This is a genomic window from Bradyrhizobium sp. cf659 (assembly GCF_900113725.1).
GTDB lineage: Bacteria > Pseudomonadota > Alphaproteobacteria > Rhizobiales > Xanthobacteraceae > Bradyrhizobium.
Window position 1 is genome coordinate 497,398 of the sequence record NZ_FOQJ01000004.1, and the last position, 14,997, is coordinate 512,394.

14 protein-coding genes are annotated in these 14,997 nt (G+C 64.7%); 4 read left to right on the forward strand and 10 right to left on the reverse strand.

From position 1 onward, the window contains the following. Positions 1 to 8: 8 nt before the first annotated feature. The 3 genes from BM118_RS21365 to BM118_RS21375 all read right to left on the reverse strand — a co-directional run bounded on the left by BM118_RS21365 (position 9) and on the right by BM118_RS21375 (position 2,756). Positions 9 to 476 (reverse strand): NUDIX hydrolase, encoded by a 468-nt coding sequence (locus BM118_RS21365; protein WP_177234523.1) that lies wholly within the window; start codon positions 474 to 476, stop codon positions 9 to 11. A gap of 112 nt (positions 477 to 588) precedes the next feature. Next, positions 589 to 1,173 (reverse strand): UbiX family flavin prenyltransferase, encoded by a 585-nt coding sequence (locus BM118_RS21370; protein WP_092187445.1) that lies wholly within the window; start codon positions 1,171 to 1,173, stop codon positions 589 to 591. Further along, on the reverse strand, positions 1,170 to 2,756 hold the full coding sequence (locus tag BM118_RS21375) for a UbiD family decarboxylase (RefSeq protein ID WP_092187446.1): 1,587 nt from the start codon (positions 2,754 to 2,756) through the stop codon (positions 1,170 to 1,172). The genes BM118_RS21370 and BM118_RS21375 overlap by 4 nt, the downstream gene beginning before the upstream one ends. Before the next feature lie 47 nt (positions 2,757 to 2,803). Here BM118_RS21375 and ubiT point away from each other — a divergent pair, with 47 nt between their 5' ends. From ubiT to ubiV, 3 genes are read left to right on the forward strand one after another with little or no spacing between them, the layout of a single operon-like run. Next, positions 2,804 to 3,340, forward strand: a complete 537-nt coding sequence (gene ubiT, locus BM118_RS21380) for a ubiquinone anaerobic biosynthesis accessory factor UbiT (protein ID WP_092187447.1) — start codon at positions 2,804 to 2,806, stop codon at positions 3,338 to 3,340. Continuing rightward, positions 3,340 to 4,317 carry a ubiquinone anaerobic biosynthesis protein UbiU gene (gene ubiU / locus BM118_RS21385; protein WP_177234525.1) on the forward strand — a complete coding sequence of 326 codons (978 nt, stop codon included), beginning with the start codon at positions 3,340 to 3,342 and terminating at the stop codon, positions 4,315 to 4,317. The genes ubiT and ubiU overlap by 1 nt, the downstream gene beginning before the upstream one ends. Before the next feature lie 32 nt (positions 4,318 to 4,349). Next, complete coding sequence (gene ubiV, locus BM118_RS21390) at positions 4,350 to 5,240, forward strand: ubiquinone anaerobic biosynthesis protein UbiV (protein WP_177234526.1); 891 nt, start codon at positions 4,350 to 4,352, stop codon at positions 5,238 to 5,240. Positions 5,241 to 5,333: 93 nt separating this feature from the next. Here ubiV and BM118_RS21395 read toward each other — a convergent pair whose 3' ends face one another. Beyond that, positions 5,334 to 6,425, reverse strand: a complete 1,092-nt coding sequence (locus BM118_RS21395; protein ID WP_092187450.1) for an enolase C-terminal domain-like protein — start codon at positions 6,423 to 6,425, stop codon at positions 5,334 to 5,336. A 193-nt stretch (positions 6,426 to 6,618) separates the two neighbouring features. Between BM118_RS21395 and BM118_RS21400 the strand changes: the two genes are divergently transcribed. Further along, on the forward strand, positions 6,619 to 8,181 hold the full coding sequence (locus tag BM118_RS21400) for an adenylate/guanylate cyclase domain-containing protein (protein ID WP_177234527.1): 1,563 nt from the start codon (positions 6,619 to 6,621) through the stop codon (positions 8,179 to 8,181). 164 nt (positions 8,182 to 8,345) lie between these two features. Here the strand turns inward: BM118_RS21400 and BM118_RS21405 are convergent, their stop codons facing one another. From BM118_RS21405 to BM118_RS21430, 6 genes are all read right to left on the reverse strand, one after another. Continuing rightward, entirely contained in the window at positions 8,346 to 9,569 is a 1,224-nt protein-coding gene (locus tag BM118_RS21405; RefSeq protein WP_177234558.1) for an ABC transporter substrate-binding protein, read from the reverse strand. Positions 9,570 to 9,691: 122 nt separating this feature from the next. Continuing rightward, the gene (locus BM118_RS21410; RefSeq protein WP_092187452.1) at positions 9,692 to 11,707 is read right to left on the reverse strand and encodes a putative bifunctional diguanylate cyclase/phosphodiesterase; all 2,016 of its coding nucleotides are present in this window, start codon (positions 11,705 to 11,707) and stop codon (positions 9,692 to 9,694) included. A 6-nt stretch (positions 11,708 to 11,713) separates the two neighbouring features. Further along, entirely contained in the window at positions 11,714 to 12,718 is a 1,005-nt protein-coding gene (dctP, locus tag BM118_RS21415; RefSeq protein WP_092187453.1) for a TRAP transporter substrate-binding protein DctP, read from the reverse strand. Between the two features lie 203 nt (positions 12,719 to 12,921). Beyond that, the gene (locus BM118_RS21420; RefSeq protein WP_092187454.1) at positions 12,922 to 13,851 is read right to left on the reverse strand and encodes an alpha/beta hydrolase; all 930 of its coding nucleotides are present in this window, start codon (positions 13,849 to 13,851) and stop codon (positions 12,922 to 12,924) included. Between the two features lie 109 nt (positions 13,852 to 13,960). Continuing rightward, positions 13,961 to 14,455 carry a hypothetical protein gene (locus BM118_RS21425; RefSeq protein WP_092187455.1) on the reverse strand — a complete coding sequence of 165 codons (495 nt, stop codon included), beginning with the start codon at positions 14,453 to 14,455 and terminating at the stop codon, positions 13,961 to 13,963. Positions 14,456 to 14,491: 36 nt separating this feature from the next. Further along, the gene (locus BM118_RS21430) at positions 14,492 to 14,887 is read right to left on the reverse strand and encodes a DUF3606 domain-containing protein (RefSeq protein ID WP_092187456.1); all 396 of its coding nucleotides are present in this window, start codon (positions 14,885 to 14,887) and stop codon (positions 14,492 to 14,494) included. Positions 14,888 to 14,997: the final 110 nt, after the last annotated feature.

Consider the following 14,997-nt stretch of genomic DNA (forward strand, 5'->3'; position numbering starts at 1 on the left):
GGCGCCTCTCACGCAGTCCCGTCTCTTGCCCCCAGCAGCAAGCCCTTCAGTCCGCCCGGATAGAGGCTGGGCCCGCCCTCCACGTCGAGATCGGCGAGGTCGAACCAGCGCGCGACGATCTGCTCGCCGTTGTCCTCGCGGAAATCGATGCGGTCCTGGCCGTTGAACGCGCCGTCCGGAAATGCCACCTCGACGATGAACATCACCTCGTGCCCGATGGCGTCCTCGTGCGAAAAAATGTTCTCCATCATCAGCGGTTCGCCCGTGATGGTAATGTCGATGCCGAGCTCTTCGCGGAATTCCCGCACGAGCGCCGCCCGCCAGCTCTCGCCGAACTCGATCTCGCCGCCGAGCGGACGGACGCCCTTGATCCGGCCCGCATCGTCGCGAACCTCGGCCGCGAGCAGCCGCCCGTCACGCCAGTGCAGGCCGATCGCGACGACTCGGATGTGCGGGTGAGGGCGCCATGTGGTCATGGAGCATCGATAATCCGTGTCGCACCTGCGCGCAACGATGAACGCCTTCATCGCCTGGCGGCAGGACGGCCTGCTCGAGGCGATGGACCCGAAAGCTGCCGCGCGCTGACGCCTATCTATCGCCGTGCCATCGCAGCGCCGGGGCCGCAATGTCCGGCAGGTCCAGCAGATTGATCGCCCGGCAGGCGATCTGGTCGACGATCTCGCCCAGCGACTGCGGTTTCAGATAGAAGGCGGGCAGCGGTGGCGCGATGATGGCGCCGATCTCGGTTGCCTGCACCATCGCGCGCAGATGCCCGAGATGCAGCGGGCTCTCGCGCACCAGCAGCACCAGGCGCCGGCGTTCCTTGAGCTGCACGTCGGCGGCCCGCACCAGAAGATTGTCGAGCTGTCCGAAGGCAATGGCCGACAGCGTGCGGATCGAGCACGGCGCCACGATCATGCCGCTGACCGGAAACGAGCCGCTGGCGATGCTGGCGCCGATGTTCGACGGTGCGTGGTCGCGGAAGGCGAGGGCGCGCAGCCGCGGCAGCGCCTCGGCGCCGACCTCCTCCGTGAGCGTACGCTCCGCTGCCGGCGAGATCACCAGATGCACCGCACAGCGCGGATTCTCCGCCAGGCGCTCGACGATGCGCAGGCCGATGGCCGCGCCCGAGGCGCCGCTGATCCCGACGATCACGCCGTGCCGCTGGCTCATGCGGGCTCGCGCAGTTGCATCCCGCCGATCCCGCCGAGGCCGAGCGCCGGCCACATCGCATCGACCTTGGCGATTACGGCGAAATCCATCGCCAGCGGCTTGCCCCACGCCCGCTCCGTCTCCGGCGGCATCTTCGTGGTGGCGTCGATGCCGAGCTTGCCGCCGAGCCCGGATTTCGGCGAGGCGAAGTCGAGATAGTCGATCGGCGTGTCGGAGAGCGTCACGAGATCGCGCGAGCTGTCGCTCCGCGTCGCGACCGCCCACATCACGGCGCGCCAGTCGCGAATGTCGATGTCGTCGTCGACCACGATCAATAGCTTGGTGTAGTTGAACTGCGGCAGCATCGACCACAGGCCCAGCATCAGCCGTCGCGCCTGGCCGGGATAGCGCTTTTTGATCGATGCGATCGCGACCCGGTAGGAGCAGGTCTCTGGCGGCAGCCAGCAGTCGGTCACCTCGGGGAATTGCTGCCGGATCAGCGGCACGAAGAGCCGGTTCAACGCCTCGCCGATCCGGGACGGCTCGTCCGGCGCGCGGCCCGTGAAGGTCGACAGATAGACCGGCTGTTGCCGCGACGTGATGGCGGTGACGCGCAGCACCGGAAACGCCTCGACCGAATTGTAGTAGCCGGTGTGATCGCCATAGGGACCTTCGGCCGCCGTCTCGGTCGCCGAGACAAAGCCCTCGATGACGATCTCGGCCGCAGCAGGGACCTCGAGCGGAACGGTGAGGCAGGGCGTCAGCTCGGGCCGCTCGCCGCGCAGGATGCCGGCGAAGCGTAGCTCGGAGATCGTTTCGGGCAGCGGCAGCACGGCGGCGAGGATGGTCGCGGGGTCGGCGCCGATGACGATCGCGACCGGCATGTCGCGCCCCACGGCCTTCCATTGCTGATGATGCCGGGCGCCGCCGCGATGGGCGAGCCAGCGGACGATGGCGCGGTCGCGGCCGAGGATCTGCATGCGATAGACGCCGACATTCTCCTCCTGGTCCGCGGCCGGCGATTGCGGCGGCGCGGTGATGACCAGCGGCCAGGTGATCAAGGGGGCGGGCTCGCCCGGCCAGCAGATTTGCGCCGGCAGCCTTGTCAGATCGACGTCCTCGCCCATGGCGGCGCGATCCTGCACCGGCGCGGCTGCGCGCGAGCGTGGCCGGGTCGCGAGCGCGGCGCGCGCCAGCGGCAGCTTGCGCCAGGCATCGCGAACGCCGTGCGGGGGGCGCGGTGCGCGCAACTCGGCCAGCATCGCGCCGAGCTCTTCGAGCCTGTCGGGCGTGATGCCCATGCCCCACGCGGTTCGCTCCACCGTACCGAACAGATTGGTCAGGAGCGGCATTCCGGATGGAAGGCCGTCGGCCCTGATCGGCCGCTCGAACAATAGTGCCGGACCGTGCTCGCCGATGACGCGGCGGTGGATCTCCGTGATCTCGTGGACGACGGAGACCGGCTCGCGAATGCGTCGCAATTGTCCCTTGTTTTCGATGAAGCGCAGGAAGTCGGATAATTCGCGGAAGCGCGGAACGTCACGTTGCAAGCGGACAATCTCCTGAAAGGAACAGAAGCTAGCCGGAGCGATTTCGCTCCTCATTGTTCCGGCTCAAATACATCTGCGTAAAATCGGCTCAGAAGTGTCTCATGAGTCATTCCTCCGCCGTGTCGTCCGGCCCGTTGCCGACAATCCCGCCGCTTCTCGCGCTCGCGATACGTCCCCTGCCCCTGCTGCCGCTGCAAATCGTTCTCGGTGGATTCCTGGAGCGCATCCTGAAGCGCAACCCCGGCCTGCTCGACAGGCTCGGCGAGCATTGCCGTGCACGGTTCGGAATCAAGCCGACCGACCTGCCGTTCGCGTTCATCGTCGAGGCCGCGCCAGCGCGATTGTCGGTGGTGCGCGAATTGCCATCCGGCCTCGATGCCTGCGTCTCCGCCTCGCTCGCGAACCTGCTTGCCCTGGTCGAGGGCAGGGTCGATGGCGATGCGCTGATGTTCTCGCGCCAGCTCGGAATCGAGGGCGACATGGAGGCGGTGCTGGCCTTGCGCAACGCGATCGACGATGCGCGGCTCGATCTGGCCGCGGAGCTGGGTTCCCTGTTCGGTCCGCTGGGCGAGCCGGCCAGGCGTTCGTTCGAGCTCGCGCGGGACAGGCTGACCGGCGCGCCCCGGGAGCAGGGGTGATGGAGCTGATCTGTCCCGCCGGTACGCCGGCCGCCCTGCGGAGCGCCATCGATGCGGGCGCGGACGCCGTCTATTGCGGCTTCAATGACGAGACCAATGCGCGCAATTTTCCGGGGCTGAATTTCAGCCGCGACGAACTGCGCAAGGGGATCGCCTTTGCCCACGGACGTGGCGCGCGCATCCTCGTCGCCATCAATACCTTTCCGCGCGCCTCGTCCGTGGCACTCTGGCAACGGGCGGTGGACGATGCCGTCGATGCCGGTGCGGACGCGCTGATCGTCGCCGACATCGGCTTGATGGATTATGTCGCAAGGCGCCATCCGAACAAGCGCCTGCATGTCTCGGTGCAGGCGGCGGCCGCGAACCCCGACGCCATCGCCTTCTATGTCGAGACGTTCGGGGCGCGCCGCGTCGTGCTGCCGCGCGTGCTCAGCGTTTCGGAGATCGCCGAGATCACCCGCGAGACGACATGCGAGACCGAGGTGTTCGTGTTCGGCGGCCTCTGCGTGATGGCCGAAGGGCGCTGCTCCCTGTCGTCCTATGCCACCGGAAAATCGCCGAACATGCAGGGCGTCTGCTCGCCGGCAAGCCACGTGGCCTACGAGGAGACCGCGAAAGGAACGACGTCCCGGCTCGGCGGCTTCACCATCAACCGCTTCGCTCCGCAGGAGGCCGCGGGCTATCCGACCCTTTGCAAGGGGCGGTTCTCGACCGCGCTTGGTGACGGCTACATTTTCGAGGATCCGGTCAGCCTCGACGCCACGACGCTGCTCGGCGGATTGCGGAGCGCCGGCGTCGCCGCGCTGAAGATCGAGGGGCGCCAGCGCGGACGCGCCTATATCGAAAGCGTGGTCCGTCATTTCCGCCGTGCGCTCGATACGCTGGAGGATGGAAGCGAAGCCGACATCGTGAGCCTGAAGCCGTTCACCGAAGGCCAGGCCTCCACGCTCGGCGCCTATCGCAAGACATGGCGATAAACGGCGGCCCGCCATGAATGAAAGAAATCCCGATGCAGCTTAGTCTCGGCCCGGTCCTGTACAATTGGGCGCCGGAACGCTGGCGCGATTTCTACTTCCGGATCGCCGACGAGGCGCCGGTCGACGTCGTGTCCGTCGGCGAGATCGTGTGCTCGAAACGGTCTCCGTTCTTTACCGAGCATCTGCCAGTGGTGATCGAACGCCTCCAGCAGGCCGGCAAGCAGGTCCTCCTGGGTTCGCTGATCCTGGTGTCGCTGCGGCGCGAACGGCGTCAGACCGAAGAGCTCTGCGCCGCCGGCGACGCGCTGGTCGAGGTCAACGACCTCACTTGCCTGAGGTCGATCACGGGCCGGCCGCACGCGATCGGGCCCTACGTCAACATCTACAACGAGACCAGCGCTGCCTTTCACGTCCGGCAGGGCGCCGCGCGCATCTGCCTGCCGCCCGAACTGCCGATCTCGTCGGCGGCGGTGATCGCCGCGGCGCTCCCGGAGGCCGTGATCGAGATATTCGCTTTCGGCCGCGTGCCGCTGGCGATCGCGGCCCGCTGCTACCACGCGCGGCTGCACAAGCTCTCCAAGGACAATTGCCGCTTCGTCTGCGAGAAGGACCCGGATGGGCTCGCGCTGAAGACGCTGGACCAGCAGGATTTCCTGACCGTCAACGGCGTGCAGACCCTGTCGCATGCCTGCACCAATCTCATCGCCGACATCGGTGCGCTGCGCGAGGCCGGGATCGGCTCGCTGCGCCTGTCGCCGCAGGATTGCGACATGGTCGAAGTCGCGAAAGCCTTCCGCGACGTGCTCGACGGGCGCAGGTCGGCCGAAAACGGCGGCGGCCGACTGTCCGAGCTTTATCCCGGCGTCGCCTTTGCCAACGGCTTCCTGCGCGGCCAACCCGGTTTTTCCTTCGCGCGGGCGTAGAGCGTCTTCGTGCGAAGTGGATACCGGTTCGCGTCAAGAAAACGCGTCAAAATAATGAATCCAGAGCCCCGTCGGAACGGGGCCCTTGCCGGATCAGCTGACGAGATATTTCCTCACCGCCGCCTCGTCCCAAGCAATCCCGTTGCCGGGCTCCTCGTTCGGGAGCGCATAACCGTCCTTGATCGTCAGCCGCGTCGAAAGCACCGCGTCGGCCCAGTCGACATATTCCAGCCAGTGCGCGGTCGGCGTCACGCACAGCAGATGCGCGCTGACTTCCGAGAACAGATGGGTGGACATCTCGATGCCGGCGGCATGCGCGAGCGAGGCGGCGCGGAGCCAGCCGGTGACGCCGCCGATGCGCTGCACGTCCGGCATCACGTAGTCGCAGGCTTCGGCCGACAGCGCCGATTGCATCGCGAAGGCGCTGTCAAAGTTCTCGCCGATCTGGACCGGCGTGCGCAGCGCGTCCGCGATGCGGGCGCAGCCGGCGTAATCGTCGTGGCGGATCGGCTCCTCGATCCAGGTCAGCCCCTCGTCGTCGAGCATCTCGCCGCGGCGGATGGCTTCGGTGACCGTCAGCGCCTGGTTGTAGTCGCACATCAGCGTGATCCGGTCGCCGACGGCCTTTCGTACCGCGCGCACCACGGCGAGATCCTCCCGCGCATCGGGCCGGCCGACGCGGATCTTGGCGGCGTGAAAACCCTCGGCCAGCAGCTTGTGGGCCTCATCCACCGCTGCGCTCGCCGGCATGATGCCGAGCCCCTTCGAATTGTAGGCCTTGACCGGTTTCGGCGCGCCGCCGAGCAGCCTCGCCAGCGGCAGGCCTCTGCCGCGGGCCAGCGCGTCCCAGGCCGCCATGTCGATGCCGGATTGCGCCAGCCGCTGCAGGCCGGCGAGGCCCAGCAGCGTGAAGCGCTGGGTCAGCTTGCGCTCGATCTCGAACGGCAGCAGCTCGTCGCCGGCGAGCAGCTCCGACATTTCCGTGACCATCGCCGTCAGAGGCTTCAAGGCCGACGGCGTGATCGAGAACAGATAGGCGTGCCCGCGGGCGCCCTGGTCGGTCTCGCAGTCGATCAGCACCAGCGGCGCCTTGGCGACCGCGCCGGTCGAGGTCTGGAGCGGCAGGTTCATCGGCACGATCACGGGCCGCGCAATGAAGCGCTTGATGCGGACGGTCTCGGTCATGGGCACTGGCTCCCGATTTATCAACACAGGTTGATCCCGATCTTAAACCTTCGTGATGAAACGGAAAGACGCTTGGTGCGACCACCATAAAATGGGGTTGCGCGAGCCCGCATTTGTTGGCTCTGTGCCGCCGCGGGCTTTGCCGCAAATCGCGAGAGGTTTGCGACAAAAACGCACACAACGGAGCCACAGTGTGAAACAAGAGATCGCCGAAGAACAGCGCAAGAGCGGCGTCCTGACCGGTGCCGCGATCGCCTTCCTGCTGCTCGCGCTGCCGCTCGCGGTGTGGCTGGACCTGACCGAGCTGAGCAAGACGGCGCTGCGCCGGCAGGCCGCCGATCTCAATTCGGTGATCACGAGCGTGCGCAGCTATTACGCGACCAACGTGGTCGGGCGCATCATCGCCAATCCGAACGGCACGACCAGGGTGGTTCACAACTACGAATCCGTCCCCGGCGCGATCCCGATCCCGGCGACGCTGTCGCTGGAGCTCGGCCGGGTGATCGGCGCGCAGCAGGAGAACATCACCTACCGCTTCGTTTCGGACTTCCCGTTCCAGAACCGTGCGCCGCACCAGCTCGACAAGTTCGAGAAGGACGCGCTCGACGCGCTGCGCAGTGATCCCGAGCAGAAGATCATCGACACCGAGACCTCGCTGTTCAACGACAAGGTCCGCCTCGTCGCCCCCGTCACGATGGGCCCGGCCTGCGTGAGCTGCCACAACAGCCATCCCGAAAGCCCGAAGAAGGACTGGAAGGTCGGCGATATCAGGGGCATCCAGGAGGTGATCATCGCCCAGCCGATCGCCGCCAACATCTTCTCGTTCAAGTTCCTGCTGGCCTATTTCCTGATCGCCGCGGGCAGCGGCCTCTCGTTCCTCTCGCTTCAGCGCCGCCAGGCGAGCCGCATCAAGGGCATGAACAGGGAGCTCGAATCCGCCAACGACTTCCTCGCCTCGCTCTCGATGAAGATCTCGCGCTACATCCCGCCGCAGGTCTACAAGAGCATCTTCTCCGGTCAGAAGGACGTCACCATCCACACCGAGCGCAAGAAGCTCACGATCTTCTTTTCCGACATCCAGAACTTCACCGCGACCGCCGAGCGGCTTCAGCCCGAATTGCTGACCCAGCTCCTCAACGAATATTTCACCGAGATGTCGGCGATCGCCCACGAATATGGCGGCACCATCGACAAGTTCATCGGCGATGCCATGCTGATCTTCTTCGGCGACCCCGAGACCAGGGGCGACCGTGCCGACGCCGAGGCCTGCCTCCAGATGGCCTGGCGCATGCAGCAGCGGCTTGCCGAGCTCAACGCGAAATGGCGCGCCTCCGGCATCGAGCAGCCGTTCCGCTCGCGCATGGGCATCAATTCCGGCTATTGCAATGTCGGAAATTTCGGCAGCAGCGACCGCATGGACTACACCATCATCGGTGCCGAGGCGAACCTTGCCGCGCGCCTGCAATCGATCGCCGAGCCCGGCGGCATCGTGCTGAGCTACGAGACCTTTGCGCTGGTCAGCGACATCGTCCGCGCCCACGCGCTGCCGGCGATCACGATGAAGGGCATCAGCCGCGAGGTGATCCCCTATTCGGTCGACGCGCTGAACGATGCCGCGGCGGAGAAGAGCGGCATCATCACCGAGCGCGCGCCCGGCCTCGAGCTCTATCTCGATCCCGCAGTGGTGAAGTCAGGCGACGCCGCACGGGTGCGCTCGCTGCTGGAAAGCGCGCTGGCCTCGCTGAAGCCGGCGTGAGGTTCAGAGCTGATCACAGTCCGAGGCCTGGGGCACCGAAGTATCCGCACCGTCATGGCCGGGCTTGTCCCGGCCATCCACATCTTGCCACGCAGCACAAGGAACGTGGATGCCCGGGACAAGCCCGGGCATGACGGTTGCATCGGTTGCATTTGGATTGAATGTCACCGTGCCGCGCCCTCCGTGAAGGCGGTCTCGATCACCTCACCGAAGGGCTGCCAGGAGCGGCCGTCGAACTGGACCAGCCGCATCTGCTTGATCGGCAGATAGCTGTTGGGCGAGGTGCTCATCCTGATGTTGGGCAGCGCAACGGAGGGCTGATAACTCTTGAGCGAAGCCGCCTGACGCATGATGTTCTCGCGCGAGAGGTCGTCGCCACATTGCTTGAGCACCCTGGTCAGCGCCTCGGCCGCGGCGTAGCCATAGACGGCCGCGCTGTTGTTCGTACTTTCGATCTGATGGTACCGGTCCATGAAGGCGAACCAGTCCTTCATGGCGGGATCGTCTTTCCATGCGGGATCGCTCGGATCCTTCAGGAAGGCGGCCGAGATCACGCCGGCCGAATTTTCCAGGCCCGCCGGCGCCATCGCATTGGCGATCGAGGCGGAGGCATCGTTCACGATGAAGACCGGACGCCATTTGAGCGACGCCGCCAGCTTGATCACCTTGGACGCCGTCGACGGCACGCCGAGAAAGACGAAGATATCGGCGCCCGCGCGCTTCAGGATCGAGACGTGCCCTTCGAGATGCTCGTCGTTGATGTCGAAGGCGATGTCGACGAGGACGAGCCGGTTGAGGTCGCCGAGACCTTCCTGGATGCCCTTGTAGAGCATGCGCCCGAACTGGTCGTTCTGCCAGAGCACGACGATCTTCTTCCTGGGATAATAGGCCTGGATGTAGTTGGCGTAGATGCGCCCCTCCGACCGGAACGACGGCTGCCAGCCCATGGTCCAGGGAAACGCCTTGGCCTGGCTCAGCTCCTCGTCGCCAGTGGCGAGGAAGAGCTGCGGGATCTTCCTCTCGTTCAGATACCAGCGCGTGGCGATATTCCCGGGCGTGCCGAACGAGCCGAACATGAGATGGACGTCGTCCTTCTCCACCAGATTGCGGGTCAGCTCCAGCGCGGCCGCCGGATCGGAATTGTCGTCGCGGGTGATGAAACGGATCTTGCGTCCGTTGATGCCGCCGCGCGCGTTGATCATGTCGAAATAGGCGGCCTCCGCCGTGCCGATCGCGCCGAATTCCGCGAGCGGCCCCGAATACGGCATGACATTGCCGATGCGGATTTCCTCGTCGCTTGCCGGTTGTTCGGACCGTTGCTGGGACATCGCCCCGAGCGAAGCGAAGGCGATGGTCAAAACGAATAGCAGCCTGCCGGTGACGCGCATACTCGACACCTTGTCGTTGGCCCCCAACGAGGTCGGCTCAGTCCGCACCAAGGCGAGTTGATCTACGTCAAGCGTTTGTCAATCGTGTGGCTGGGTCGCCGGCTTTAAAGCAGCGTTGTCTGTCAGCCTCGAGAGAAAACGGCAGGCGTGCTGACGCGCCGAACGTGGCGGGCCGCTTGTGCAGCCGCGGACGAAGGTGTCGGCGTTGTCTTCTCAAAGTCCGCGAGAATGCTGGCGCTGAGCTCCGAGGCGGGGACCGGCCGGCCGAAGAAGAACCCCTGGGCCTGATCACCGTCGGCCGATTCGAGAAAAGCCGCCTGGTTGGCGGTTTCGACGCCTTCGACCGTCACTCGCATGTGCAACTCGCGTCCGAGCGCGATGATCGCTTTCACCACCGTCCCGACCTGACAATGGGAGCCGTCGAGGCCCTGCATGAAGCTTCGATCGATCTTGATTTTGTCGAACGGAAAGCGCCACAGATAACTGAAGCTCGAATAGCCGGCCCCGAAATCGTCCATCACTATGGCTACGCCCATCGCCTTGAGCGTCTGGAGCTGCGCCATGATCGTTTCGGTGTTGCCGAGCAGCAGGCTTTCGGTGATCTCCAATTCGAGCCGGTGCACCGCGAGGCCCGCCTCTTTCAGTGCGGCGGCGACGATGCCGCTGATGCTGCCCGCCACGAACTGCGCGGGCGACAGGTTCACCGCAACGGTCAGGTGTTCCGGCCAGGTCGCGGCGGTGCGGCATGCTTCCCGCAATACCCACGCCCCGATCTGGTCGATAAGCCGCAACTCCTCGGCGACGGGAATGAAGGTCAATGGCGGAATGAGCGTTCCGTCCGCCGCGGGCATACGGATCAGCGCTTCGAAGCCGACAAGGCGGCGCTGAGACATTTCGAAGAGCGGCTGGTAATGCAGTTCGAAGCGATCATTTAGCACCGCCTCGCGGATCGTCCTCTCGAGCTCGATCCGCGCTTGCAACGCAGTATCCATCTCGGGCAGGAAAAACCGGATGCAATTGCGTCCGGCTGCCTTGGCCGCGTACAGCGCCAGATCGGCGTTCTTGAGCAACTGCTCCGCGGTGGTGGCTTCCTCCGGCGCCAGGGCCACGCCGATGCTGGCGGTGGTGAGGATCTCGTGCTGCTTGAACTTCACCGGAGCATTTACAGCGGTGGCAAGATGGCGCGCAAACGACTCGGCCTGCGTCCTGCCGGCGACGTCATACTGCACGACGACGAACTCGTCCCCGCCGAGCCGGGCCACCACGTCGTCGATCCGGACCGTTGCACGCAGACGCTCCGCGATGGTCTTGAGCAGAAAATCGCCGCCGTCATGACCAAGCGTATCGTTGACCTCCTTGAAGCGGTCGACGTCGATGAAGTGCACGGCAAGGCTGCCGCCCCGCTTCGGCAAGTGAGCGAGAGCTCTCTCCAGTTTTTCGATCAGATGGGGACGATTGGTCAGTCCGGTCAACGCGTCATGGTGGGCGAGGAAACGGATGCGTCGGTCAGCCTGTTTCACCTTTGTTTCACGGTACCACGCAATCGCGGGAATGGAGAAGGCGAGGCCCGACAGCAGGCAAAGGAATATGGCCGCGGTCAGGAACGTATTGTGGACATTCTTGCGTTGCTCGGTTTCATCCACGTAGGCCGCAACGACCGCGGTGAGGCGACCATCGGTCTGGATCGGGACATAGGCGCGAGCGAAGAATGCCGGTCGGTCGGGCGAACTTCCCTCCCTGACGTCGACGATCGGACGACCGTCAATCACTGATCGCGCCGCATCGGGGCTGTATTCGGACAAGTCGACGAGCGCGATCTTCTCGCGAGTCGAAACGAGCTGGGAGTAGCCATTGCGGTTGAATATTTCGTAGTGAAAGACCTCGCCGGAATTTCGCGCCGACAGGAAGAACCTCAGACTCGCGGCTGAAGGCTGCTCGCCGCCGGCGATCTGCTCAAGATCGGTGACGCTGGCCGCCAGGAAACTCGCCCAGCTCTGTGCGGTCGACATCGCATCTTGGCGGAGAAGGTGATCGGTCGTGATCTTCAGGGTCATCCCGGTACCCGTCAACAGAATGGCGAGCGCAGCGACGATGGTGACGATGTTTCGCTGAGGCCAGATGTTGGCGAGCGACGGCATCCGCGGCTACCGGGTCGATCGCATTTTCGTGAGCTCGGTCCGGACCGTTTTCAGCAGTTCGGCATTGCGCTCACTTTTTGAAGCCCAATCATTCGCAATGGCTGCGAACACGGCATTTGCCGCATCTAGGTCCGACGACGAGGGCATGATCACTTGGCGCTTCGGATCGGATTTCAGTTCCCGCATAATGCTGTTTTCCACCGCTTCGTAGGTATCCATGAAGCGCGCGGCAGCCCACTCACCACTGTATTTGAGGATGATCGCCTGGGCCAATTCGGGCAGCCGATCGAACGTTTTTCGGTTCATCAAAACCATCAATGGCGCGCCGCTGATTCCAAGAAGGTAATGATAAGTTGCAACGCGTTTGATGCCATAGTCGACCAATGGAGACGGTGGCACGAGCGCGCCATCGATGCTGCCGTTGCCGATGGCTTCTGAGATCTTGGTGACCGCCAGAAACACGGGCTGCGCTCCGAGTTTTTCCAGCGCGGCGGCTTCGCCGGGATTATTGACGCGAATTCTCTTGCCCTTCAAATCATTCAGCGACGTGATCGGGATCTTGCTGTGGATCGTCTCCGGTTCGGTGACGTAGGCGCCGATCACGGTGTAGTCATCGTATCCTTGCAAAGCATTGGCGGCCACGAGCCGGGTGAACACGGCAACGGACTCCCGCATGCTCGTAAACAGACCGGGCATCTCGATGATTGCATTATCTGCGAACCGGTTGCGCGTCAGGCCTGTCACGACGTAGGCGATGTCGGCCGTACCATCGAGCACGAGCTGGGGCTGCTCAGCCGGATCCTTGCCGAGCACGCCGCTGAAATAGGTTTCGATTTCGATCAGGCCTCTTGCTTCGGCGTTGACCGCGTCGACAAATGGTCTGACCGCGGCGAGATAACTCGTCGAGCGGTCGGAGCTGGGGAAGGCCAATTTGAGCTTGACCGGTTCGGCGGCCGACGCCGAAATCAACACAACAGAGATCACCGCGCATCGCGCAAGCAACTTGAGCATCGGTTTTCCGATCGTGGCGGCGGCGCGTCACACAGTTGTGCGAACGCCGGTTTCCTCGGTCTCTAGCGAACCCCCCATAGATAGAAATGTTCCAGATAACTCTCCTAGATAGCATGCGGCGGTCCAGGCGGCGGCCAAATCGCGAATCGTGGTTTGAGGCGTGCTAACGCCGGCGAGACAATTGTCTGGGAGGCAACGCCCCGCTACGGCAGTCCCCGCGCCTCGAGCTGATGCACCAGTAGCAGCGTCGGCTCGGCGAGGCTGTCGCCGGAGCCGTCGAGGCCGAAGGCGGCGGCGATGCCGTCGCGGCTGCGCAGGATGGTGCCGCGCGGACAATGGCCGGCGCCGCAGAGCGTCTTCTTCAGGGTCTCGCCCTGTGCCACCAGCCCGGCGGAATCGTCCGCGGCCCAGGCCAGCACGATCGGCACGTCGACATTGAGGATGCCAGGGAAGACCGAGCGCTTGTCGTACTGGCTGGCGTCGCCGCCGAGATAGGCCTTCACGCTGTCGCTGGCGTCCTTGCCCGCACGGTAGATTCCGGACACCAGCACGACGCCCGCGACGTCGGCGCGGTCGGTCTGGAACTCGGGATGCGCCAGCAGAGTGGCGACGTGAAAGGCGCCGGCGCCATAGCCGACCGCGACGATCTCGCGGGCGTCGCCATTGAACAGGTCGATATTGCCGTGAACCCAGGACAGCGCCGCCGCCACGTCGGTCGCCCCGACGGGCCAGGTCGCCGATGGCGCGAGGCGATAGCTGACGCGCACCCCGATCATGTCGTTGCGCGCGGCAAAGCACATGGCCTGGTCCTGGATCTGGCGCGACAGCTCCGGCGCCGCATGGTCGCCCGTGAAGGTGTCGCCCGCCACGAACAGCAGCACCGGCCGCGGCGTATCCGCCTTGGTCGCGCTGGTGGCGACATCGAGCACATTGGCTTCGCTCTCGCCGTAGCGCAGGCCGCGCGCGAAGGTGACCTGCTCGCAGAGCCGCGCGGTGCCGCCGGCGGTGGTGTCGTTGTCGGTGAGCCCGACGCGGACGAGATCGGACGGCGCAGCCAGCCGCGTCGGGACCGGACCATGTGCGGAGGCTGTCGAGACGGTCAGTACAAGCAAAAATGCGAGATAATTCTTCATGATGGTGCCGGGCCTTGCGCGCTCATATTGGCTCGCTGTCGGGGCCTGTCTTTTCAATTCGCCTTATTAGTTGGCTGGTCTTGAGGCGATTTGACGGCACCTTCGGCTCTCAATTCCCCGGCTCGAATGTGCAATCCGCGCCGCTGCCGTCCTTCCGCCTGATCGCGTTGGGGTCGATCGTGCAGCTCAGCTTGGCGAGGCTCTCGAAATTCGATCCCGCCGCGCCGTCGGGCGGAACGCCGGCCAGCGCTTCGGTGGCGAAGATCTCGTTGGCGGTGGAGCCGTTCACGGTCTTCACCTTCTTGCCGAAGGTCACCTCGCAATTGCGAACGGTGATGTCGACATTGCCGGTGCGGCAGACGATCCGGTCGGCCGTCACGACGATGGCCTTCTTGTAGGGAATGTCGGCATTGGCGGCGAACAGCATCGCCACCGCCTTCTTCTCGGCACCGGTGAGATTCGGCGACAGCGGCGCGATCACGCCCGCGAGCGCCAGCGCCGTCGCGCCCGAGACCTTTGCGGGCGTGGCTGCGGAGGCGCCGGCGAGGTGGGACGTGGCGGCAAGAACAAGGGCGCAGGATAGGATCGATCGGCCGGATTTCATCCCTGCCTCCAAGAGTCCGAAAATGGGCACGAAATCTCAGGCGGCCTTCTTCCGTTTGACCGTTTTCTTCGCCTTCTTGGCCTTTTTCGCCGCCTTCTGGGCCGCCAGATACGCTTCCACCTTCTTGGAGGAATGGCCGGCTGCGGCCACGGCGGCCTTCAGCCTGGCCGGGGTGATCTTGAATTTCTTCGACCAGTAGCGGACCTCGTAGGCCTCGCCGAGCGCGATCCGGCTCTTGTCGGAGGCGCGGTGCTTCTGGAGCTTGATGTAGGCCTCGACCTTTTTGGCGGAGTGGCCGACCTTCTTGACGGCGTATTTCAGCTTGGCCGGCGTCACCTTGAACTTCTTCGACCAATAGGCGACTTCGTATTTCTCGGTGACCGCAATCAGGGTGCGATCGGCTCCGCCCCGCTTTGCCTTGTTGTCGGCCATGCTTCCCTCCTGCCGTGGACAGCGTCTAGTCTAGCATGCAACCGGATTTGGAAGGCAAGGCGCGGTGCGCGCGGGAATTGCGCGGCGGGGTCGTTTTGCACCGGTGTGTC